17 protein-coding genes are annotated in these 21,932 nt (G+C 72.7%); 6 read left to right on the top strand and 11 right to left on the bottom strand.

Annotation, left to right across the window (positions count from 1 at the left end; translation table 11 throughout):
- Positions 1–12 precede the first annotated feature (12 nt).
- The 3 genes from ABZ490_RS27825 to ABZ490_RS27815 all read right to left on the bottom strand — a co-directional run bounded on the left by ABZ490_RS27825 (position 13) and on the right by ABZ490_RS27815 (position 3,306).
- Positions 13–1,272 (bottom strand): MFS transporter, encoded by a 1,260-nt coding sequence (locus ABZ490_RS27825; protein ID WP_358995395.1) that lies wholly within the window; start codon positions 1,270–1,272, stop codon positions 13–15.
- Between the two features lie 154 nt (positions 1,273–1,426).
- Positions 1,427–2,728: an MFS transporter gene (locus tag ABZ490_RS27820; protein ID WP_358995392.1), complete on the bottom strand. Its 1,302-nt coding sequence runs from the start codon at positions 2,726–2,728 to the stop codon at positions 1,427–1,429.
- Positions 2,725–3,306 (bottom strand): helix-turn-helix domain-containing protein, encoded by a 582-nt coding sequence (locus ABZ490_RS27815; protein ID WP_358995389.1) that lies wholly within the window; start codon positions 3,304–3,306, stop codon positions 2,725–2,727. The genes ABZ490_RS27820 and ABZ490_RS27815 overlap by 4 nt, the downstream gene beginning before the upstream one ends.
- A gap of 153 nt (positions 3,307–3,459) precedes the next feature.
- On the opposite strand from ABZ490_RS27815, the gene ABZ490_RS27810 reads away from it, so the two are divergent.
- On the top strand, positions 3,460–4,044 hold the full coding sequence (locus tag ABZ490_RS27810; protein ID WP_358995386.1) for a WHG domain-containing protein: 585 nt from the start codon (positions 3,460–3,462) through the stop codon (positions 4,042–4,044).
- 10 nt (positions 4,045–4,054) lie between these two features.
- On the opposite strand, the gene ABZ490_RS27805 is transcribed toward ABZ490_RS27810, so the two are convergent.
- Both ABZ490_RS27805 and ABZ490_RS27800 read right to left on the bottom strand, forming a co-directional pair.
- Complete coding sequence (locus ABZ490_RS27805; protein ID WP_358995382.1) at positions 4,055–4,846, bottom strand: isocitrate lyase/phosphoenolpyruvate mutase family protein; 792 nt, start codon at positions 4,844–4,846, stop codon at positions 4,055–4,057.
- A 53-nt stretch (positions 4,847–4,899) separates the two neighbouring features.
- The gene (locus ABZ490_RS27800) at positions 4,900–5,280 is read right to left on the bottom strand and encodes a VOC family protein (RefSeq protein ID WP_358995379.1); all 381 of its coding nucleotides are present in this window, start codon (positions 5,278–5,280) and stop codon (positions 4,900–4,902) included.
- Positions 5,281–5,457: 177 nt separating this feature from the next.
- Here ABZ490_RS27800 and ABZ490_RS27795 point away from each other — a divergent pair, with 177 nt between their 5' ends.
- Positions 5,458–6,846: a hypothetical protein gene (locus ABZ490_RS27795; RefSeq protein ID WP_358995376.1), complete on the top strand. Its 1,389-nt coding sequence runs from the start codon at positions 5,458–5,460 to the stop codon at positions 6,844–6,846.
- On the opposite strand, the gene ABZ490_RS27790 is transcribed toward ABZ490_RS27795, so the two are convergent.
- Positions 6,836–8,569 carry a DUF2264 domain-containing protein gene (locus ABZ490_RS27790; RefSeq protein WP_358995373.1) on the bottom strand — a complete coding sequence of 578 codons (1,734 nt, stop codon included), beginning with the start codon at positions 8,567–8,569 and terminating at the stop codon, positions 6,836–6,838. The two genes, ABZ490_RS27795 and ABZ490_RS27790, sit on opposite strands and share 11 nt — an antisense overlap.
- A gap of 85 nt (positions 8,570–8,654) precedes the next feature.
- A complete protein-coding gene (locus ABZ490_RS27785) occupies positions 8,655–9,707 on the bottom strand; it encodes a rhamnogalacturonan acetylesterase (protein WP_358995371.1) in 1,053 nt (350 codons plus the stop codon).
- A 191-nt stretch (positions 9,708–9,898) separates the two neighbouring features.
- Between ABZ490_RS27785 and ABZ490_RS27780 the strand changes: the two genes are divergently transcribed.
- Entirely contained in the window at positions 9,899–11,578 is a 1,680-nt protein-coding gene (locus ABZ490_RS27780) for a rhamnogalacturonan lyase B N-terminal domain-containing protein (RefSeq protein WP_358995368.1), read from the top strand.
- Positions 11,579–11,585: 7 nt separating this feature from the next.
- Here ABZ490_RS27780 and ABZ490_RS27775 read toward each other — a convergent pair whose 3' ends face one another.
- On the bottom strand, positions 11,586–12,998 hold the full coding sequence (locus tag ABZ490_RS27775) for an RICIN domain-containing protein (protein ID WP_358995365.1): 1,413 nt from the start codon (positions 12,996–12,998) through the stop codon (positions 11,586–11,588).
- Positions 12,999–13,285: 287 nt separating this feature from the next.
- Between ABZ490_RS27775 and ABZ490_RS27770 the strand changes: the two genes are divergently transcribed.
- A complete protein-coding gene (locus ABZ490_RS27770) occupies positions 13,286–15,418 on the top strand; it encodes an autotransporter-associated beta strand repeat-containing protein (RefSeq protein WP_358995362.1) in 2,133 nt (710 codons plus the stop codon).
- Between the two features lie 28 nt (positions 15,419–15,446).
- On the opposite strand, the gene ABZ490_RS27765 is transcribed toward ABZ490_RS27770, so the two are convergent.
- A complete protein-coding gene (locus tag ABZ490_RS27765) occupies positions 15,447–16,592 on the bottom strand; it encodes an aminoglycoside phosphotransferase (protein ID WP_358995359.1) in 1,146 nt (381 codons plus the stop codon).
- Between the two features lie 97 nt (positions 16,593–16,689).
- On the opposite strand from ABZ490_RS27765, the gene mmuM reads away from it, so the two are divergent.
- Together mmuM and ABZ490_RS27755 are read left to right on the top strand one after the other, a co-directional pair.
- Complete coding sequence (gene mmuM, locus ABZ490_RS27760) at positions 16,690–17,628, top strand: homocysteine S-methyltransferase (RefSeq protein ID WP_358995356.1); 939 nt, start codon at positions 16,690–16,692, stop codon at positions 17,626–17,628.
- A gap of 84 nt (positions 17,629–17,712) precedes the next feature.
- On the top strand, positions 17,713–18,786 hold the full coding sequence (locus tag ABZ490_RS27755; RefSeq protein WP_358995353.1) for a LacI family DNA-binding transcriptional regulator: 1,074 nt from the start codon (positions 17,713–17,715) through the stop codon (positions 18,784–18,786).
- 30 nt (positions 18,787–18,816) lie between these two features.
- Here ABZ490_RS27755 and ABZ490_RS27750 read toward each other — a convergent pair whose 3' ends face one another.
- Entirely contained in the window at positions 18,817–20,619 is a 1,803-nt protein-coding gene (locus ABZ490_RS27750) for a carboxylesterase family protein (protein WP_358995350.1), read from the bottom strand.
- Between the two features lie 92 nt (positions 20,620–20,711).
- Positions 20,712–21,923 carry an alginate lyase family protein gene (locus ABZ490_RS27745; RefSeq protein ID WP_358995347.1) on the bottom strand — a complete coding sequence of 404 codons (1,212 nt, stop codon included), beginning with the start codon at positions 21,921–21,923 and terminating at the stop codon, positions 20,712–20,714.
- Between the last annotated feature and the right edge of the window lie 9 nt (positions 21,924–21,932).

The following is a 21,932-nucleotide window of genomic DNA, read 5'->3' as shown; positions in this document are numbered from 1 at the left end:
GGCGGCGACCGCTCACCGCCGCCCGGCCCCCCGCACCGGCGTCAGCAGGGCGACCCCGGCGAGCAGGACGCAGGCCGCGCCCGCCGCCAGGGCCACGGGGGCCGTGCCGTGGTGTTCCGCCGTCCACGTCAGGACGGCCGCGCCGACGGGGGCCGCCGCGTACTGGAGGGTCCAGAAGGCGGAGGTGACCCGGCCCAGCAGGGGTTCGGGGGTGACCTCCTGGCGCAGGGACATCGAGCAGGTGCCGGCGACGGCGACGCAGGCCAGGAAGACGGCGGCGAGGGCGCCGACGACGGGCACGTCCTCAGCCCGGCCGAGGCCCGCGACGGCGGCGCCGCTCACGGCGACCGCCGCCGTCCAGGTCCGGCCGAAGCCCAGCCTGCGGCGCACCCGCGCCACCAGCAGCGACCCGGTGACCGTGCCGAGCGCGCCGACCGCCAGGACGGTGCCGACGGTGCCGTCGTCGTGGCCGAGGTCGTGCTTGAGGTGGTAGACCAGCAGGTCGTTGAGGCCGAGGGTGAGGAAGCTGAAGACGAAGAGGAGGGCGGTCAGCGCCCGCAGCACCGGATGGCCGTACAGGAACGCCACCCCGGTCCGCAGGTCCCGCCACAGCCCGGCCCGTTCGGCCGGCTCCTCGTCCGCCGGCCGCGGCCGGATCCGTACGACGGCCAGACAGACGGCCGAGACGCCGAAGCTGGCCGCGTCGACGCCGATCGCGGCGGCCGGTCCGGCCCGGCCCGCGAGGACGCCGGCGCACAGCGGGCCGAGGACACCGGCCGTGGCGGCGGTCGCGCCCAGGCGGCCGTTGGCCTCCGTGAGCTGCGCGGTGCCGACCAGGCCGCGGACCGCGGTGACGTAGCCGACCGCGAACAGCATGCCCACGGCCTCGCACAGCGGCAGCACGGTGTACAGCAGCCAGAGCTGCGGTCCGGCGAGCCACACCAGCGGGATCAGCGCGTAGAGCACCATCCGCACCAGGTCGCAGCCGATGAGGAGGCGCCGCCGGTCGACCCGGTCCACCACGGCCCCGGCGAACACGGCCGCGACGACCGAGGCGGCACCGCCGACCGCCGTGAGCAGGCCCATCAGGGCGAGCGAGCCGGTGGCTCCGAGGACGAGCAGGGGCAGGGCGACGAGCGCGAAGGAGTCCCCGAGGAAGGACAGGGTCTGCGCGGCCCAGAAGACCCCGAAGTCCCGCTGCCGCCACAGGGGTCGCTCACGGCTCTCGGGTGCGGTCCGACGCCTGCGGCCGCCGCGCGCCCGGTACGCCAACCGTCCCCCCTCCCCCTGCCGTACTCCCCGGCAACCTTACGGCCGTCGGCGGCGACCGGAAGGGGCCGGGCACGTTCGGCGGCTACGGGGCGGCCACTGCCGTACAACGAGAGCTGTATGGCAAAGCCGGCGTACACCGGTCTGGCGAACGGGTTCAATCCGAACGCGTGACCGGCGCGGGCTCCGGGGCCCCGGCGGGCCGCTCCGGCCGGGCGAGGTCGTCCAGGTCGCGGATGGCCGGGATCGGTGAGCGCAGCAGCCACAGCACCGACAGCGCGCCGCCCACGGCGGCCACGGTGAAGGCCGCCCGCAGGCCCACGGCGGTGGCGAGTCCGCCGCCGGCCAGGGCGCCCAGGGGCCGCACCCCGTAGTTGACCGTGCTGTACGCGCCGATCACCCGGCCCCTGAGGCCGTCCGGGGTCACCGCCGTGTCCAGCGAGTTGAGGTTGACGTCGAAGATCATGACGCCGAAGCAGGAGAGGAACCAGGCGGCCGCCAGCACCGCGGCCCGGGCGAGGAGCGGCCCCTGGGCGGCCCAGAGCAGCGCGAGGGGCGCCGGGAACACGACGGCGCCCACCGCGATGCTGCGGCCGAGGCCGATCCGCCGGGACAGCGCGGGCGCGGTCACCGCCCCGAGGAGCGCCCCGAGCGCCCCCGCCCCGAACGCCAGCCCGGTCGCCGCCGGGGACAGCCCCAGCTCGCGGTCGGCGAACAGGACCAGCAGTCCGGTGCCGGTCAGGAAGGTGAAGAAGTTGACGGTCGCCGAGCAGCCGAGGCTCGCCCGCAGCACCGGCTGACGCAGGACGAAGGCGAGCCCCTCCCGGGCGAGCCGTGGCAGGGACGGCCCGTCGGGGTCGGCGGGCTCCGGTTCGTCGACGCGGACCGGCCGCAGCAGCAGCGCCGACGCCAGGAAGGACAGGCTGTCGGCCGCGACGGCGAGCGGCGCGGTCACCAGCTGGACCAGGCCGCCGCCCAGTGCCGGACCGGCCACGAAGGACACCGAACGGCTCGCGGCGAGCTTGCTGTTGGCGTCGAGGTACGACGACTGCGGCACGAGGAGGGCGAAGAAGCTCTGGTACGCCGACCCGAACACCACCGCCGCCGTCCCGCTCAGCGCCGCCACCGCGTAGAGCTGGCCCAGGGTGAGCGCGTCCGTGAGCGCCGCGACCGGCAGGGTGAGCAGCAGGGCGGCCCGCACCAGATCGGTGCCGATCATGAGCCGGCGCTTGCCGGGGTGCCGGTCGACCCAGGCGCCCAGGAACAGCCCGCACAGGTTCGGCACCCAGACGAGCGCCGTCAGCCAGGCCACCTCGGCGGCGGAGGCGTGCAGCGTGCCCACGGCGACCAGCGGCAGCGCGAGGTCGGAGACCCGGTCGCCGCACTGGGAGACGGTCTGCCCGGCCCAGAACCGCAGGAACCGGCCGTCGCGCCACAACGAGCCCGGGCCCGCCTTCACTCCGCGGCGCCCTCGGGAAGTGTGTAGGTCAGGACGCGCACGCCCCGGCTGCCGGGCGGCCGGCGCTCCCCCTTGCGGGCGAGGTACGGCGCGAGGAGGTCCTCGACGGCCTCCTGGAGCCCGGCCAGTTCCTCGGCGGTGACGACGATCCGGCTGTTCAGCCCGCCGGCCCGGGCCGCCCACTCCGGCTCCAGGTCCGGTTCGGTCTCGGTGAGCCAGCGCACCGGCAGTCCGGCGGTCCGCGCGAACATCTCCGCGACCAGGACCCGGGCGGCCGAGCGCCCCTCCTCGTCCTCCGGCGCCCGGAACCGGAAGCCCCGGCCCACCGACTCCCAGCGCCGCTCGCGCCGGTCCGTGCCGGCCTCGGCGTCGCGGACCAGCCCGAAGCCGGCGAGATGGCGCAGATGCCAGCTCGTCACGGACGGCGTCGCGCCGACGTGCGGGGAGAGCTGGGTGGCCGTGGCCGGCCCGTGCCGCTGGAGCCGTTCCAGCACGGCCAGCCGCACCGGGTGGGCGAGCGCCCGCATGGCCTTGGGATCGGTGAGTTCGACATCACCCGATCGGTTACCCGCATCCATGGCGTGAGAGTGTCGTCTCATACTGCCCGAGAGTCAACTCGGCGATGGAAAAGGGTGGTTGAGCAGGAGGCCGACTGCCTGCGGGGGCGGCGGGCCGGCCCCCTCTAGGATCTCTCCCGAACTGTCCAGGCCCGAGCACCCAAGGCGGTCCCCATGCCCCGAGCCGGCCTCACCGCCGACCGACTGGTCGCGGCCGCCGCCGAACTGGCCGACGAGGCCGGACCCGACGGCGTCACCCTCTCGGCGCTGGCCCGGCGCTTCGGCGTCAAGGACGCGAGCCTGTACTCCCACGTCAGGAATCTCAAGGACCTGCGGATCCGGCTCGCGCTGTTCGTCGGCGGCGAGATGATCGACCGGATCGCGCCGGCCGTCGCCGGGCTCGCCGGGAAGGACGCGCTCGCCGCGTTCGCCGGGGCCTACCGGGAGTACGCCCTCCGCCATCCCGGGCGGTACGCGGCCGCGCAGATCCGTATCGACCAGGACCTCGCCGTCGACTCCGCCGCGATGCGCCGCACCGCCGAGATCACGCACGGCATGCTCCGCGCCTACGGCCTCGCCGAACCCGACCTCACCGACGCCGTCCGGCTGCTGCGCAGCACCTTCCACGGCTACTGCGCCCTGGAGGCCGGCGGATCGTTCGGCGCGCCCCGGGACGTCCAGCGGTCGTGGGAGAAGGTGATCGACGCGCTGCACACGGCGCTGACGCACTGGCCCAGGGAGGCCGACGGGGCGGCCTGACCCCGCGGGCTCAGGCCGACGGGTCCGGGGTGCCCAGGGCCTGGACATCGGCGTACGACGGTGTCCTCCCCTCGGGCGCACGGCCGTCGCGGATCCCGGTCATCGCCTCCAGCGCGGCGCCGAGTGCCCGCCGGTACAGCAGCGAGCCCAGGCTGACCCGGCGCACCCCGAGTCCGGCGAGCTGCGGGACGGTCGGACCGGCCGGGGAGAAGAGGAGGTTGAGGGGGGTGCCGAGGCGGGCGACGAGAGCGGCGATCCGCGCCGGATCGGTCAGCCCGGGGACGAACACCCCGTCGGCGCCGGCCTGTTGGTAGGTGTCGAGCCGGGAGAGGGTCTCGCGCCACTTCTCGCTGTCACCCGCCTCCTTCTCGCCCTGGCCCAACCAGTAGGTGTCCGTACGGGCGTTGACGAAGAGACCGGGCGCGGCCCGCTTGACGGCGGCGATCTTCGCCGCGTGCCGGCCGGCGGGTCCGAGGCCGTCCTCCAGGTTGATGCCGACCGCTCCCACGGCGGCGAGCCGGCGCGCGAACTCCCCCACCTCGTCCGGGTCTTCGCTGAAGCCGCCCTCCGCGTCCACGGAGAGGAGGAACGGCTGCGAGCCGAGGACGAGGGCGAGGCGGAGGGTCTCCTCACGGGTCGCCGACTCCCCGTCGGGCAGACCGGCGGCCGCGGCGACGGCCAGACTCGTCGTGCCGATCGCCGGGAAGCCGAGTCCGGCCAGGGCCAGCGCGGAGGCGTGGTCCCAGGCATTGGGCAGCAGGAGCGGGGGGTCGGCGTGGTGGAGCGCGGCGAAGGGGGTCATACGGGCAGGTTAGGGTCCTGACGGTTCGGCGCCGGCCGAACCGTGGCCGACGGTCAGTCCGCCGCGGGGGCCGCCCGCTCCGACCGGCTGCGCTCCACGCAGAACTCGTTGCCCTCCGGGTCCGCGAGCAGGGCCCACCCGGTGCCGTCGGGCCTGCGCCGGTCGGCGACCAGCGTGGCGCCGAGGGCGAGCAGCCGCTCGACCTCCTCGTCCCGGGTGCGGTCCTGCGGCTCCAGGTCGAGGTGCACACGGTTCTTGATCGTCTTGGTCTCCGGCACGGTGACGAAGAGCAGGCCCGGGCCCTGGATCAGCACCTCGTCGTCACCGGGCTTGTCGTCCTCGTGGAGGGGCCGGCCGAGCACCTCGGACCAGAAGGAGGCCACGGCGTAGGCGTCGGAGCAGTCGATCGTCACATGGCGGATGGCAGAAGTCATGCGGGGATTGTTGTGCAGGGCCTGTTCCTCAGCAACGCGTTTACCGGCTGTGCGGGGGTCTCCTGAGGCGCGCCCGGCGGACCCGGTGCGGCAGGCGGCGGGAACCCCGCTGCGGCAGGCGCGGGAATTCTCCTCCGCCCCGGCAACCCTTTTCCGCCCCGGTGGCAACAACAGGCCATGACAACTGCTCGACGCACGACGCGCCACCGCCGCATCCGCGCGGCCCGCAAGCCCGCGATCGGCGCCCTGGCGGCCGCCGGGGTGCTCGCCGGCGCGTGGTACGCCACCGCCGGGGCCGCGCCCGCCACCGCCCCGAACCTCGCCCCCACCACCACCGCCGTGGCCCTCACCGCCAAGTTCCCCTACCTGTCGGCCGGTTACAACAACACGCGCGAGTGGACGCGGACGACAACCGCGGTGGCCCCGAACGGCACCCTGCGGGTGGCCTGGCCCGCCGCGGACGGCATCCACGTCACCCCGCTGACCGCCGCCGGGAAGCGCTCGGGCGCGGACACGGTCGTCAAGGGGGCCAAGGAGGTCGGTGGCCTGGTCGCGCACAACGACGGCTTCGCGCTGCTCACCCGGGTCGCCGACACCAACAAGTGGAAGGACACGGCGGCCGCGATCATCCGGTACACGGGCGGCAGGCAGACCTTCCGCACGAAGCTCACCGGCACCGCGTCGAACGACACCTCTCCGGTCCTCGACGGCCAGCTGACCTGGAACGGCACCAAGTACGGCGCCTACTTCGTCGTGCACGGCGCGGGCGGCTTCGCCGACGGGCACTACGGCGACAAGCTCCAGTACATCAGCGCCAAGGGCACCAAGCTGAGCGGCGGCTGGGGCTGGGGGTGCAGCCACAACGAGGGCATCGCGCTGCACGCCGAGACCACCGGCGCGTTCACCTCCCTGTGCTTCGACGACTGGCGTTCGGGCCTGTTCGTCTCCACGAAGATCGGCGCTCCGGACGTCGCCCCGGTCGTCCAGCGCGAGCAGTGCTGGGCGGGCTACTGCGGCGGCACGTTCCCGGGCCGTACGGGTGACCTGGTCAAGTCCTCCACCGGCCGGTACGCCACCGCGTTCGCCTCGCGCGGGGCCGCCTCCGCGAAGAAGAACCCGGACGACTCCAGCGGGCGCGGCTGGACCGTCAAGCCGAGGACCGGCACCCACCAGGTCGCCGTGGCCTTCATGAAGAACCGCAACTCCGGTCCCGGCAAGGCGGTCTACCTCACCAGCGCGGCCGGCACGGAGAACGTCAACGTCCACGTCGCCCCGTACGGCAAGGATCGGCTCCTGGTGTCCTGGGAGTCCCTGAAGAACGCCAAGTGCGCCTCCGGCACCTGCACGGGCACCTTCACCGGCACCCATCTGCGTCTCATCGACTGGACCGGCGCGTTCCAGAGCGCGGACAAGGTGGTGAACACCCGGATCAGCGGTGACATCGCGGTACTCAAGGACTCCACGCTGACCTGGGCGTACGCCCCGGTGACCCCGACCTACGCCAAGCCGCTGACCGGGGCGTCGCCGACCACGACGACCCTGCGGATCGCCCGTCTCAAGCCCTGACCCGTACGGCGTCCCCCGTCAGGGTCACCCGGACCTCGGGGCCGTCGCTCCAGCACACCCGGATCCCGTCCGGCCCGTCCGCCCGCACGGAGACCGTCTCCTCCAGGGGGACGGTCTCCGGCTCGGCGGTGAGCCGGGCGAGCGCGACGAAGAGGGTGCCGCCGTCCCCCGTGGTACCTGCGAGGGACCCGGGGCCGGCCGGGGTCGCGGTGCCGGTGGGGGCGTCCTCGGCGGAGACCGCGAGGCCGTGGACCGGGACGAGGTCCGCCCGCAGCCCGTCCCCGGCGTGCCAACCGGTGACCCGGACCGGCGTCCCCGGTGCCGCCCCCGTCACCAGATGGGCCCGCACCTCCGTCGCGCCGCGCGCCAGCAGGACACTCGTCACCCGTGCCCCGCCGCCCGCGGTGTGGCGCGAGGCCACCCAGCCGTCCCCGGCGCCCAGCGGCTCGATACCCGTACGCCCCGGGTCTCCCCCGACGATCACACTGTTGTCGTACGAGGGGGAGGGCACCGTCACCGTCGAGTACGCCAGCCGGGTGTAGTACGGGTCGTAACGGACGTCCTCGCTGCCGTGGTTGTGCAGCCGGACCACGCCGTCCGCCCGCGTGGACTGGAGCAGCCAGTTGGGGGCGGCGACCGGGGTCACCGCGTCCTCGCGCTCCGCCGGGCCCGGCTCCTCGGTGGCCGTCCAGACCTCGTGGTCCGCCGGGAGCAGCAGGCCGAGGAACCCCTTGCTCGCCCAGTAGGGGGAGGCGGGGCCCGAGTAGCCCTGGAGGACGGCGGCGTCGGGGCCGTGCCAGCCGAGGGTGAGCAGCCCGCGCTCGTCCACGGCGTCCCGCTCCAGGAAGTACTTCAGTGCGCCCGAGGCCAGCCGGCGGGTCTCGCCGGGCGGCAGCGGGGTGCGGCCGGTGAGGGCGCCCAGCCACAGCGGGGCGGTGGTCGCGAAGCGGTAGGTGAGGGAGCGGCCCTGGTGCATCGGGGCGCCGTCGCCGCCGAACAGCCGGGCGTAGTCGGCGAGGTGGGTCTCGAGCCGGCTTCCGTATACCGTCAGCAGTCGACTGTCGTCGGCGAGCCAGGCGTGCAGCACCGGATACAGGTGCATGGCCCAGCCGTTGTAGTAGTCGTACTTCCTGCCGTCGCCGTCCGTGTACCAGCCGCCGCCGACGTACCACTGCTCGATCCGTTCCAGCCCGCGGTCCACCGCCTTGCCGGCCGCCTCGCTCTCGTGGCCGATCTCCTGGAGGAAGCCGCCGACCGTGACGGGGAACAACTCCCAGTTGCAGGGCCAGGGTTCGGCGGTCAGCGCGTCACCGAGCCAGTGTGCGGCGCGCTGCCGCACGGTGTCGTCGAGACGGTCCCACAGGAGGGGGCGGGTCAGCCGCAGCGCGAGGGCGACGGACGCGGCCTCGACGAGCGGCTGGCTGCGGTCCTCGATCCGGGGCCAGACGCCGCTGACGCCGGCCGCCAGTCCGTCGGCGTACCGCTGCAGGGCGGTCTCGTCGCGGCGGAACGCGGCGAGGAGCAGGGTGCGGGCGTATCCCTCCAGTCCGTCGGAGAGGCGGCCCGACCAGCTCTGCCGGTCGCCGGGGAAGTGGTAGAGGGCGCGGTCCTCGGTGGCGTACGGCTCCACCGCGGCCAGCAGCGCGTCGGCGGCGGCCTCCCAGTGGGCGCGGGTGAAGCCGGTGCGGGGGCTGAGGGCGGGGTCGGGCGGCGGCAGGTGCATGGCGGTGTCTCTCTCGGCGCGCGGTGGGTCGGGGCGGGTCAGGCCCTGGGGGCGCCCCGGTTCCGGTCGGGACGCCCCCAGGAGTTCATCCCACCCGCACGGTGCCCCGGGGCACCAGGTGCCGGGCGACGAGCTCGTCGCGGACCAGGCCCGCGTAGACCGTGGCTCCGTGCACGGAGGTGTGCGTGTTGTCGCGTTTCTCGTTGTACAGGTACAGCGCCTTGGAGCCCTCCACGCCCAGGGACTCCACCAGCGCCTTGGTCAGGGCGGTGAGGTCGATCAGCGGTACGTCCTGTGCGGCGGCGACCGAACGGATCACCGCCGGGTGGTCGACGCCGAGTCCGTTGACCAGCAGGGCCGTTCCGTTGTTCAGCGTGCCGTCGGCGTTGAACCAGCGGCGCACGACGGGGGTGACGAGGACGGGCCGGCCGCCCTTCTCCCGCACCCCCGCCACCAGTGTCTCCAGGTTCGCGCGGTACGTCACCTCGTCGGTCGTCTTGTCGTTGTGCGCGAGCTGGATCAGGACCAGGTCGCCGGGGCGGACGAGCGGCTGGACGGTGGCCCAGAGCTGGGGGTTCTCCAGGTAGGTGACCGTACTCTCCCCGGAATCGGCGTAGTTGGCGACGGAGACGCCACGGCGCAGATACTGCGGCAGCTCCTGGCCCCAGCCGGTGTAGGGGTCGCCGGGCTGGTCGCAGACGGTGGAGTCGCCGACCAGGAAGATCTGCCGGGCATGCCGGGCGGGGGTGACCCGGATGTCCGCGAGGGCGGGTGCGGTGCCGCCGAGTGCCAGGTCCAGTCCGGGAGTTCCCTCGGCGCCGGTCGGCTCGCCCTCCGGCGTACGGACGTTCACCGTGAAGCTGCGGACGACGCGTCCGCCGGCCGGGACCGGGGTCTCGGCGAGCAGCGCCCGCCGGGTCTCCCCGCTGACGGAGGTGCTGGAGTCGGTGTCGCCGCCGAGGACGACCCGGACGTCGTAGGTGCCGGGCGGGACGTCGAAGTGGCACGCGCCGACGGTGCAGTGGTCGATGCCGAGGGGTGCGGGGCGGTGCTCGTGCGCCTGCGCGGTGGCGGGGAGGACCGTGAGGACGGCGGTCAGTGCCAGCGCCGTCGGCACGGCGATGTTGAAACGTCTCACTGGGGCTCCTCCGTCACGGCGGCAGTCCTGGCGGCTGGACCGTACCGCCATTGGCAAGCGCTTTCTAGACCTTGAACCGATTTCACAAGATTGCCAACCTCCCGCCAGTGAAAGCCCTTTCGCGAAATCGATTCAACTGTCACTCTCTCCCACACCCGCACACCCCACACCTCCCGAAGGAGGCTCCCCCCATGTCCGGATCCGACAGCCACCCGGTCCGACGCCGCACCTTCGTCCTCTCCGCCGCGGCCGCGGCCGGTACGGCCGCCCTGACCGGCCCGCTCGCCTCCCCCGCCTCCGCGGCGGCCTTCGGCTGGAGCGACGACGGCTCGAACTACGTCGTCGACACCGGCGCGAGCCTCGTCTTCAAGGTCAGCAAGACCAACGGCGACCTGACCTCGCTGGTCTACAGGGGCACCGAGTACCAGGGCTACGACGGCAAGAACTCGCACATCGAATCCGGCCTCGGCACCTCGACGGTGACGATCGCCCAGTCCGGCTCGACGATCCTGATCTCGGTGACCTACGGCACGCTCAAGCACTACTACGCGGCCCGCAGCGGCGAGAACAACGTCTACCTCTGGACCAACAAGGCCGACACCTCGGTCTCGGCCACCCGCTACATCGTCCGTGTGAAGAAGGGCCTGTTCCTCAACGACGAGCCCGACTCGTACACGTACACGACCTCCACCATCGAGGCCTCGGACGTGTTCGCGAAGTCCGACGGCCAGACCCGCTCGAAGCACTACGCGAAGGTGCGGGTGATCGACTACGACTACCTCGGATGGTCCACCGGATCCGTCGGACTGTGGATCGTCCGCAGCAACCACGAGAAGGCGTCCGGCGGACCCTTCTACCGGTCCCTGCTGCGCCACCAGAGCGCCGACGGCGGCGGCCTGTACGAGATCCTCTACTACGGCGAGAACCAGACCGAGGCCCAGCGCTTCGGCCTCCAGGGCCCGTACGTCATCGCCTTCACGGACGGCGGCGCCCCCTCCTCGTCCCTCTACCCGGCCAACCTGACCACGTCCTGGGCGGACTCCCTCGGTATCTCCGGGTACGTCTCCGCGAGCGGCCGGGGCCGGGTGGCCGGCGTGGGCATCAGCGGCCGGAACACGGCATACCCGTACACGGTCGGGCTCGCCAACTCGGCCGCCCAGTACTGGGGGTCGGCGCGCTCCTCGGACGGCTACTTCTCCATCGGCGGGGCACTGCCGGGGACGTACACGCTGACCGTCTACAAAGGCGAGTTGGCTGTATACAGTACACAGGTGACCGTATCCGCCGGCGGGACGACCACCCTCAACACGCTCGCGATCCCGTCCTCCAACGATCCGGGCAACGCGAGCGCGATCTGGCGGATCGGGGACTGGAACGGCACGCCCGCCGGGTTCAAGAACGCCGACCTGATGACGTACGCGCACCCCTCCGACGTACGGGCCGCCTCCTGGACGGGCAATGTGGTCATCGGCAGCGGCACCGAGACCTCCGCCTTCCCCTGCTACCTGTGGAAGGACGTCAACAGCGGCATCATCGTCCACTTCCGGCTGACCGCGGCCCAGGCCGCCGCCGCGCACACCCTGCGCATCGGCGTGACGACGGCCTACGCCAACGGCCGGCCGCAGATCGTCGTCAACGACGCCTGGACCTCGGCCGTCCCCTCCCCGCCCACCCAGCCGAGCACCCGGTCGCTGACCGTGGGCTCCTACCGGGGCAACAACTACACGTTCACCTACAGCGTGCCGGCGTCCGCCTGGCTGACGGACACCAGCGCCTACAACCAGCTGAAGATCTACGTGGCGAGCGGCTCGGGGACGACGTCCTTCCTCAGCGCGGGCACATCGATCGACGCGATCGACCTGCTCGCCTGACGTCACGTCATGTGCCCTGTGTCCACTGCTGGTTCGTACCGCCGTTGCAGGTGTACGTGATGATCGCGGCCGAGTCGGCGGTGGACGCGCCGTTGACGTCGAGGCACTCGCCGCTCGCCCGGGACTTGATGTTCACATAGCTGCCGCTGGTGGTGACCGACCACTGCTGGGTGGTGGCCGAGGAGTCGCAGTTCTCCTGGGTGACGGTGCTCGCGTTCTCCTGGACGCACAGCGAGCTCTGGCGGGTGACCAGCTGGTAGTAGCCGCTGCCGACGGACTTGAACCAGTACTTCTGGTTGGTGCCGCCGTTGCAGGTGTACTGCTTGATCTGGGCGCCCTGCCAGAGCGACTGGCTGGTCACGTCGGCGCACTTGGACGAGTGCCGGGCGACCAGCGTGTTGTAGGTGGCGCTGGTGCCGGTCACCGTCCCGGCCGCGGTGTCCACGGTGACCTCCGGGTACCAGGACATCGACATGGTCGTCGAGGTCGGGAAGGTCAGCGGCAGCCACACATAACGGGAGTCGTTGACCGTGCCGCCGAAGGAGTTGCCCCAGCGGTCGCCCATGTACAGGTACGACGTCCCCGAAGTGCCCTGGACGGGAAGGACGTACGCGGTCTGCGAGTTGTAGGTGGTGGAGTCGCCGACGTTCGCCATCGACGTCCAGGGGCCGGCCAGGCTGGTCGCGGTGGCGTACTGCTGCTGGTTGGCGCTCCAGCCGGTCGCGCCCGACGTCAGCATGAAGTAGACGCCGTTGCGCTTGAACAGCGCCGGCGCCTCGCGGTGTCCGCCCGCCCAGGGGTTGGCGACCAGGCTGTCGATCGCCGTGTAGTCGGCCGTGAGCTTGTAGATGTGCAGGTCGTAGTTCTCGTTCGCGGCGGAGACCATGTAACCGGTTCCGTCGGTGTCCACGAAGGTGGTGATGTCCCGGGACATGTAGGAGCCGAGGGGGCGGAAGCTGCCCTGGTAGGTGTAGGTGCCGTCGACGGTGTCGGAGACGGCGACGGCCGCGCGGGCCTCGCTGTAGTCGGTGCCGTTCTCCTTGTGCATCCACATCACGAACTTGCCGGTCGAGGCGTTGTAGACGACCTTCGGCCGCTCGATGTAGGCGGTGCCGAGTTCGGTGGCGCTGGACTGGGTCAGGACGTGGTTCCTGAACTCCCAGTTCTTCAGGTCGGTGGAGCGGTAGGCGTCCACGTACCGGAAGGTGTTGTCCGCGTTGCGGTCCTCACCGAACCAGTAGTAGTAGCTGCCGACCTTGATGACCCCGCCGCCGTGGGCGTGCACGACGGCGCCGGAAGTGTCGGTGAACTGGACGCCGTTGGGGACGGTCAGGGCCGCCGCCTGGGCGGGACCGGCGGTGGCGAGGGCGCCGATCAGCGCCAGACAGAGGGCGAGCAGGGTGGCGTACACACGTCTCATGGGGATACCTCTCGGGGAACGACCACCTTCACGGGACTACAGGTGTGTTCGAAGCTGCGGGTGCGTTCGGGACTGCGGATGCGTTCGGGACTGCAGATGCGTTCGAGGATGCGAACGCCATGTGGAATGACGAACGCCGAAAAGGTAAGGGTGTGTTACCAGCAGGTCAACGGGTCTGACGGGACTTGATAGAAAGCCTTTTCCGGAGGAGTGCGGCGAGACCCGGAGGTTTCCAGCGGCGCGGCGAATTTCTGTTATCGGCGACGACCCCGTACCGTCTCCGACCTGTGCGCAGCCCCCTCCACACCTCAGCAGCGGCCGCCGGCGCCCTCGCGGCCGTCGCCGCCCTCCTGGCCACCGCTCCCCCGGCCGTGGCCGCCGGCGCGCGGGACGTCACCGCCGATGTGCTCGCGAACCGGGACGTGACCCTCGCCGGCGACACGGTGATCACCGTGCCCTCCGGGACGACCACGTACGACGGCCTCCTGCGGGGCGAGGGAACGCTCACCGTCCGCGGCGGCGGGACGCTGGTCCTCACCAAGGACAGCGACTTCACCCTGCCGAAGGCCCGCCAGCGGCAGACCGTACGCACCCAGGGCGGCAACCACCCGTACACGACGGTCACCCGCCCCGACCCGCCCGCGATCACGGTCGACCGCGGCACCACCCTCCAGTACGGCACCGGCGGCGGCACCGGGCTGATCGGTCATTTCCCGTACGACACCCCCGGATACCAGCTCAATCAGCTCAACATCCGCGTCGACGGCACCCTCCGGCTGTCCCTCACCCGCACCTTCAACATCGGCACGATCAGCGGCTCCGGCCTGGTCACCCAGCCCCGCGGCATGTGGGGCACCCTCGACCTGGCGGGCACGCACCCCTTCTCCGGGGTCATCGACAACGGCACCGGGATGGCCGTCGGCCGCCCCGAGTACCCCGTGGCGCTGCCCGCCGCCCGCGCCATCCTCAACCAGGGCTCCTGGATCATCGACACCCCGCTGAACCAGACGATCACCCTGCGCCAGGACTTCTACCAGCGGGAGTACGGCAGCGACGTCAACGTCCACAGCCGGCCCGGCAGCAAGGTGGTCCTCACCGGCCAGTACAGCTACAGCGACCGCGGCGGGGACACCCACCCGTCGTTGAGCGATCCGGGCCTCAACTGGCGTGCGATACCTCACCAGTTGAACAAGCGAGGCACCAACATCGAGGGCGCGGACGTCCGGTGGGGCGACGGCACCACACACCGGATCTTCCTGCCCGGCACCAAGGACACCGTCTACATCAACCTGCACGAAGCCGGCGGACGCCGGTCCCTGCTGACCTTCGACTACAACGGGCCCGTGACCCTCGGCGCCCCGATCGGCGGCGGCCGGTACCACGACACCCTCGCCGCACCCGGCGCCGGGGACGTCGTGATCGCCGGCACCAGGGGCAACGACGTCACCTTCGCGGCCGCCCAGCACTACGACGGCTCCACGACCGTGCAGCGCGGCGCGGTGCTGCGGCTGGGTTCGGGCGCGGCGGGCGGCGACGGTTCGCTGCTCACCGGCACGGCCCGGCGGCGGATCGTGAACGACGGGACCCTCGTCGTGCGGAACACCACCACCCCCGTCTCCCTGGCGGGCATCGGCGGCAGCGGCGCGCTCGTCCAGTCCGGCGCGGCGACCACGACGCTCACCGGATCCTCCGTGACCTACACCGGCACGACGACGGTCCGCAAGGGGACCCTCGCCCTGCGGAGCGGCGCGAGCCTCGCCAACAGCCGTGCGATACACCTGCCTTCGGCATCCTCCCGGCTGGACACGGGCGGCACGGCACTGCGGGTGCTGAGCGCACTCGACGGCAAGGGCACGGTTCAGGGCGCTGTCACCAACCGGGGCGTGGTCACGGGCGGGTTGACGGTGAACGGTGACTACGTCCAGAGCGCCGAGGGTCAACTCGTGCTGGGACGCGCCCCGTTGAAGGTAGGCGGCCGGGTTCGGCTGGGCGGGGGACTCGATCTGTCGCAGGCGGGGCAAGGGAAGGAGGAGAAGGAGGAGAAGGAGGAGAAGGAGATCACCGTCCTCGACCACACGGGGCGCGGTGCGGTCTCCGGGACCTTCGACGGGCTGCGGGAGGGCGCCGAGATGCGACTCGGCGAGGCCGTCTACCGGATCAGCTACCGGGGCGGCGACGGCGACGACGTGGTCCTCACCGCCGATCCCACGGGCTCCTCCTCCTCCGCCACCGGCACATCCGCCTCCTCCCACGCGGTATCGGTGGAGACCCGCAGCGCGAACAGCGGCATGAGCAGCGGGATGGGGTGGTGGCCGTACGTACTCGCCGCGGGACTGCTCGCGGGCCTCGGCATGCCGATGACCCTCCGCAGACGAACGCGGCCCCGGCGCGGGGGCGGGGGCGGACGGCACGCGGCGTAGGGAGCGGCGCCGGGGCGTCCCGCCGTCGCTAACGCCCGCTGGGTGCCTCGGGGAAGCCGAGCCCAGGGGCGAGGGTCCGGGCCTCCGCGGCCCACCGGCCGAGGAACGCGAGTGTCAACCCCCGCTCGCGGTAGCGGAGTTCCGCGGACACCGGGCGTGCGCCACCGTAGTCGAGCTGCCGCTCTCCGGCGCGGGCGAGCATCCGGGCCGTGAGCCAGTCGTACTTCACGGCCGACGCGCACACCGCGAGCCGTACGAGACGCTCGTCGCCGCGCCAGCCGCCCTCCCGCAGGCCGTGCAGATACGCGTCGTAGGCCGCCGCCGCGTACGCGGGGAGGCGGTCGGCGGGCAGGAAGAGGTCGAACACCGTGTCCGGGAGGTAGTTGCCGAGGTCCTCGCCGAGCGCCCCGTCGCCCGCGAACGCCCAGTCGAACACCACGGAATCCGGCCCGCCCGAAGCAACCGGGCTCGGTGTTCCGTCCGACGAGCGGACGTTCGCCGGCCACATGTCGAGATGCCCGAAGGCGCGCGGGAGGTTCTCCATGACGTCGAAGAACCACTCCCGGTCGTGGTGCAGCCGCACCATGTCCGCGCGCAACCCGGGCGGGAAGTGGTCGCGGACCAGGGGCTGCCGCCAGGCCGCGTCGTCGTCGAGGAGTTCCTGGCCGAGGGTGTTGTGCCCCACGTACTGGCGCAGGAAGCGCCGGGTCAGCCAGGGCGCGTCGACGGGTGGCGCCGCTCCCTGGGCCCGGCCGAGGCGGCGCAGGTGCGCGAGGTGCCGGGCGACGGACCAGGTCGTGGCGGGTTCGCCCCGCACATGCTCCAGCCACAGCGCCAGGTCGCCGTCCGGCCGCTCGACGCAGGCCAGCAGTCCCGGCGCCCGGATGCCGTACGGCTGCCAGTGCGCGGCGAGCCCGGAGGTGTAGACCTCGGCCTCGCGGCGCCAGTAGTTCCAGTGCCGGGGATCGTCCGAGGCGGCCCAGGCTCCGGCCGTCCGCCGGGCGCGGGTGAGCACCTTGACCACGGCCGAACGGTCCCCGGTCGAGACGGTCCAGACGCCACGGGTGACACCGTTGACCGGGTTGTGGGTGAGCGGGCTGAGCCGGGCGGACCCGGCGGCGGCGCCGAGCAGCTCACCGGCTTCGGCCTGGACGAGGTCGGTGTCGGACGGCATCCGCCCAGGCTAGCGGGGCCCTTCCCGCCTGGTGGGCGTTCTGTTCACGAGGTGGACGGGAGGCGCTTTCCGCGGTGCCTTCGACTAGCGTCAGGTCATGACCAGCGACACCTCCTCCCCCGCCGGCGCCCCGCTCGCCGAGGCACTCGCCGCAGGAACCGTCGTCCTCGACGGCGGCATGTCCAACCAGCTGGAGTCCGCCGGACACGACCTGAGCGACGAGCTGTGGTCCGCGCGGCTGCTCGCCGAACGGCCCGAGGCGATCACCGAGGCGCACCTCGCCTACTTCGAGGCGGGCGCGAACGTGGCGATCACCTCCAGCTACCAGGCCACCTTCGAGGGCTTCGCCAAGCGCGGGATCTCCCACGAGGAGTCCGCCCGGCTGCTGGCGCTGAGCGTGGAGCTGGCCCGCGAGGCCGCCCGTCAGGCCGGGGACAAGGGGATCACCCGGCCGCTGTGGGTGGCCGCGTCGGTGGGACCGTACGGCGCGATGCTCGCCGACGGCTCCGAGTACCGGGGCCGCTACGGGCTGAGCGTGGCCGAGCTGGAACGCTTCCACCGGCCCCGGCTGGAGGTCCTGGCCGCCGCCGCGCCCGATGTGCTGGCACTGGAGACCGTTCCCGACGCCGAGGAGGCCGAGGCTCTGCTGCGGGCGGTGCGGGGGCTGGGAGTGCCGGCCTGGCTCTCGTATACCGTCGACGGTGTACGGACGCGGGCCGGCCAGCCGCTGGACGAGGCGTTCGCCCTGGCCGCCGAGGCCGACGAGGTGATCGCGGTCGGCGTCAACTGCTGCGCCCCCGAGGACGTCGACGCCGCCGTGGCGACGGCCGCCCGGGTCACGGGCAAGCCGGTCGTCGTCTACCCCAACAGCGGAGAGTCCTGGGACGCGCAGGCCCGCGCCTGGAACGGCCGCTCCTCCTTCGCCCCCGAGCAGGTCCTCGGCTGGCGGGACGCGGGCGCGCGGCTGATCGGCGGCTGCTGCCGGGTCGGCCCCGAGGCGGTGGCGTCGATCGCGCGGACCCTGGCGACGGCTTAGTTTCTCCGCCCGCGTCCGCCGGCACTGCTAGCCTCCGCTGGTGGAAACCGGTTGCTGCCGGTGTTTCCGTAGGGGAGGGGCGCGATGACGAGGAAGAGCGCGGACACGGCACGCAGCACCATCCGTGACGTGGCGGCCCGGGCGGGGGTGTCGGCGTCGACCGTGTCGCGGGTGCTCGGTGGGGTGTATCCGGTGAGCGCCGAGACCCGCACCCGGGTGCTCCGGGCCGTCGCCGAACTCGACTACGTCGCCGACGCGCGCGCCAAGGCGGTCGCGGGGGCCGGGACGCCGACCCTGGCGTTCGTGCTGGAGGACATCACGGGACCGTCGTTCGCCCACATGGCGCACGGCGTGGAACGCGAGGCACACCGGCTCGGTCACCTGTGCCTGGTGTGCAGCACGGAGGGCGACGTACGCCATGAGCTGGACTTCGTCGAGACGATGCGGGCCCAGCGGGCCACCGCCGTGATCCTGGTCGGCGGCTCCGCCGACACCCCGGAGTACCGCGAACGCACCCGCCGCATGGCCGACTCGCTGGCGTCGGCCGGCTCCCGGCTCGTGCTGTGCGGCCGCCCGCCGCTGGGGCCGGGCGCGCCGGTGACGGTCGTCGAGTACGACAACGAGGGCGGCGCCTTCGCCCTGGTCGCGCACATCCTGGCCCAGGGGCACCGCCGGGTGCTGTTCCTCGGCGGCAAACCCGACCACACGACCGCGCTCGGCCGTGAGCGCGGCTATCTCCAGGCGCACCGGGCCCGTGGCGTCGAGGCGGACCCGGCGCTGATCCTGCACGGCGACTTCACCCGGGACGCGGGCCACCGGCTGCTGCGCCGGGCCCTCGATCTGCGGCTGGACTTCACGGCGGTCGTCGCGGCGACCGACATGGTCGCGGCCGGTGCCCTGACCGCCCTCCACGAGGCCGGTCTCGACGTCCCCGGCGACGTCTCCCTGGCCGGCTACGACGACATCCCGTTCGCCCGCGACCTGCACCCCGCGCTGACCACGGTCCACGTCCCCCACGAGGAACTCGGCCGCCTCGCCGTCCGTACGGTCCTCGGCCGCGCCCCCGACGCGCCCGGCGAGCACCTGCTGTTGGGAACCCATGTGGTGGTACGGGACTCGGTGGCCGGGGTGGGCGGGGGGTCGCTCGCGGCTCGGTGAGGGGGGGGTTCCGCCGGGCGACCGACGGCGTCAGTCGCGCTGGACTCCGCCGGGGCGGCGCAGGCGGCGTACGACCGATCTGAGTTCCGTGCTGCGGATGATCCGGCCGCCGTTGAGCGGGGGCGGGGTCGGGGGCGTGGTCGGCTGGGTGGCCGGAGGGGGCGAGGTGGGGGGCTGGGGCGGGGTGGAGGCGGTGGGGGTGGCGGTGGTGGGGGTGGTCCACAGGGCCAGCTCGCGGTCGCGGAGGCCGTAGGCGGTATGCGATCCGCCGTCGCCTGCATACGAAATCCCGTCTTCCGTCTGCTGTACGCGGTCGCCCGTCACCTGCACACGGTCACCCGTAGCCCGTACACGATCTCCCGCATCCGGCGTCACAGGCTTCTCCACATCCACCCCCTCCCCCACCCCGAACACCCGTACGGGATGCCGCTCGTCCCACGCCTCCCACCCCGGATCGCCCGTCGCCACGAACCGCACCCACGCCGAGTGCATCGCGTCGGCAAGGTCCTGCGGGGCGTCCTCACCGGCGAGTTTCGCGGTCTCGGGGGTGTGGCCGGTGTCGAAGACGAAGCCGAGTTCGAGCGCGTGGCAGGCGCCGAGGCCGGGGCGCAGGGAGGGCCAGGCGAACTCGTAGACGTACGAGGTTCCGGGGCGGGCGTCGGCCAGGCGGTGCAGCGGCCGGCGCAGCAGATGGTCGGTCACCATCTGGCCGACGATCTCGGCGGTGCCGGCCTCGGGGTGCAGGGTGCGGTAGCCGCGCGGGACCTCGTGGCCGCAGTGGCAGCGGGCCATGGCACCGGCGAGGGCGACGGCACCGAGTCGGTCGACGCGTTCCAGGAGGCCGCCGGGGACCAGCCAGAGCCGGTACTCGTCACGGGTCCAGCCGAGGAGGAGGTCGCATCCGGGGGCCGCGTCGCCGTCGACGAGGGCCTGGAGGGGGTCGCGCGGGACGAGGTCGCCGTCGACGACGATGCCGAAGGCGGGGCCGCCGAGGACGGGGCTGCTGAGCCGGCCGACGTCGGCCTGGGTGCGCAGCAGCAGGTCTCGGTCGACGGCGGCGAAGGCCTCGGCGGTGGCGGGGACCTTCAGCCGGGTGGCCATACGGCGCACCATGCGGCGTACCTTGTCGTGTTCGGAGGCCTCCGGTGGTCCGCTCTGCAGGACGGCCCGCCGGAACAGTCCCTGTGCCTGGGGGGCGGCGATCAGCGCCCCGATGCTGATGGCGCCGGCGGACTGTCCGGCCAGGGTGACCCTGTCGGGGTCGCCGCCGAAGGCCCTGATGGAACGGTGGACCCACTGGAGGGCGGCGAGCTGGTCGCGCAGTCCGGGGTTGGCGGGGGCGTCCGGGAACAGCCCGTAGCCCTCGACGCCGAGCCGGTAGTTGACCGAGACGAAGACGATGCCATCACGGGCGAAGTGCCGTCCGTCGTACACGGGAACGGCGGAGGAACCCCTGGTCAGCGCGCCGCCGTGCAGCCACACCAGGACGGGGAGGCGGGCGCCGGGGCCGGGATGGGGCGTCCAGACGTTGAGGTTGAGGCAGTCGTCGCCGGGCACGGCCGGGTCGGACAGGTACTGGGCGAAGGCTTCGGAGTACGGCGGTTTCGGCGGCGTCGGTCCGAACGCACCGGCGTCGCGGACCCCGTCCCAGGGCTCGGGCGGCTCGGGCGGCCGGAAGCGGCGGGGGCCGAAGGGGGGTGCCGCGTAGGGGATGCCCCGGAACACGGCGATGCCCTGCTCGGAACGTCCGCGGACGGCCCCGTAGGGGGTGGTGACGACCGGGTCGGGGTGGTGCCGGTCCTCCGCCGGGGGGGTCGTCCGGTCTGCCGTCATCTGCCCACCAGCCCTTCGCAGCGCTCGTGCACCGGTATCACCAGAGCACCACACCCGTGCGGGGTATTCCGGTGCACGAGCCTGTGACAGGGCTATTTGGCGTACATGAGGGTGCCGAAACCGAGCTGGTCGTAGCCGCCGCTGGTGGACCCGTAGTCCCCGCCGCCGCCCTCGGGGGCCACGGAGAGGCACATCCGGGAGAGGTAGGGGTCGTCGAGGTACAGGCGCCGGTTGTAGTGGTAGTGGAGCATCGCCCAGACGGGGCGGACCTGGCCCCGGGAGGAGGCGGAGATCGCGGTCTGGGCCTGCTGGGCGCAGTTCTGCCCGGTCCCCCAGGTGTAGGTGGTGAAGGGGACGTCGTCGCCGAGGTTGTACTTGGCGACGTACTGGGCGGCCTTCAGGAAGCGGCGGCTGTCGTAGGAGTACAGGTCGTCGCCCTGGTTCCAGGCCATCTCGCAGATCGCGCCCATCTGCCCCATGCCCATGACGGTGTGTCCCTGGTCGCGGCCGGACTCCTGCCACTGGCCGAGCGCGTAGCCGTCGTCGTCGGTGTACAGGTACGGCACGGCGTGCGCGAGCGAGCCGTTTCCGGCGCCCGACCTGAAGTGCGTGACGGCTTGGTCGTACTTGGCGGAGTCCTCGTTGAGGATGCCGATGGCCAGGACGGAGGCCATGCTGCACAGGTCCCAGTTGGCCCAGTAGTTGGTGATGCAGGCGTCGTTGTGGTGCGTCAGGAAGCTGTCGTTGAGCGGGTAGAAGACGGATTCCATCATGCTCTGGAACGCGGCGAGGTCGAAGTCGTCGTGGTCCCGCACGAGTTCGGCGGCGTTGGCGAACTGCCAGCCGTAGATGCCGGCTGCGAGGAACCGGTCGGCGTTGCCGGTGACCGAGGTCAGGGTGGTCGCCCACGCGTTGAGGATGTTCACTGCGCACTGTGCGTGGGCCTCGGTTCCGCCGACGCGCCAGCGCAGGGCGTTCTGGTAGGCGGCGGCGATGTCGTTGTAGAGGAGGCCGTAGTTCTCGCCGGTGCCGCCGCGGACGACGGTGGCGGTGGCGCGGGGCGTCCAGGTGGACTGGGCGTGGGAGTTGGCGGTCAGCCTGGTCCAGCCGGACAGCCAGGGATCGGTGCCGGCGGCGACCCTGACCCTGGCCCGGTTGATGTCGCCCGCGTTGTGCAGCATGCCCGGATGGGTGAAGGCGGCGGGCGCGGCGTCGGCGGGGCCGGCCGCCGAGGCGGCCCCCGCGCCGAGGGCGAGGGCCGCGGTGAGACCGCCGGCGGTCCTGAGCAGACCGCGGCGGCTCACATCGCCCGG

The organism is Streptomyces sp. NPDC005811 (assembly GCF_040630405.1).
Taxonomy (GTDB): domain Bacteria; phylum Actinomycetota; class Actinomycetes; order Streptomycetales; family Streptomycetaceae; genus Streptomyces.
This window is presented reverse-complemented; position numbering and strand designations above follow the sequence as displayed.

Bases quoted from the DNA above. Each gene is read 5' to 3' on its own strand.
- ABZ490_RS27775 (WP_358995365.1), bottom strand. From the start codon at position 12,998: ATGAGACGTGTGTACGCCACCCTGCTCGCCCTCTGTCTGGCGCTGATC.
- ABZ490_RS27755 (WP_358995353.1), top strand. From the start codon at position 17,713: ATGACGAGGAAGAGCGCGGACACGGCACGCAGCACCATCCGTGACGTG.
- ABZ490_RS27780 (WP_358995368.1), top strand. From the start codon at position 9,899: ATGTCCGGATCCGACAGCCACCCGGTCCGACGCCGCACCTTCGTCCTC.
- ABZ490_RS27810 (WP_358995386.1), top strand. From the start codon at position 3,460: ATGCCCCGAGCCGGCCTCACCGCCGACCGACTGGTCGCGGCCGCCGCC.
- ABZ490_RS27790 (WP_358995373.1), bottom strand. From the start codon at position 8,569: ATGCACCTGCCGCCGCCCGACCCCGCCCTCAGCCCCCGCACCGGCTTC.
- ABZ490_RS27815 (WP_358995389.1), bottom strand. From the start codon at position 3,306: ATGGATGCGGGTAACCGATCGGGTGATGTCGAACTCACCGATCCCAAG.
- ABZ490_RS27795 (WP_358995376.1), top strand. From the start codon at position 5,458: ATGACAACTGCTCGACGCACGACGCGCCACCGCCGCATCCGCGCGGCC.
- ABZ490_RS27750 (WP_358995350.1), bottom strand. From the start codon at position 20,619: ATGACGGCAGACCGGACGACCCCCCCGGCGGAGGACCGGCACCACCCC.
- ABZ490_RS27765 (WP_358995359.1), bottom strand. From the start codon at position 16,592: ATGCCGTCCGACACCGACCTCGTCCAGGCCGAAGCCGGTGAGCTGCTC.
- mmuM (WP_358995356.1), top strand. From the start codon at position 16,690: ATGACCAGCGACACCTCCTCCCCCGCCGGCGCCCCGCTCGCCGAGGCA.
- ABZ490_RS27800 (WP_358995379.1), bottom strand. From the start codon at position 5,280: ATGACTTCTGCCATCCGCCATGTGACGATCGACTGCTCCGACGCCTAC.
- ABZ490_RS27805 (WP_358995382.1), bottom strand. From the start codon at position 4,846: ATGACCCCCTTCGCCGCGCTCCACCACGCCGACCCCCCGCTCCTGCTG.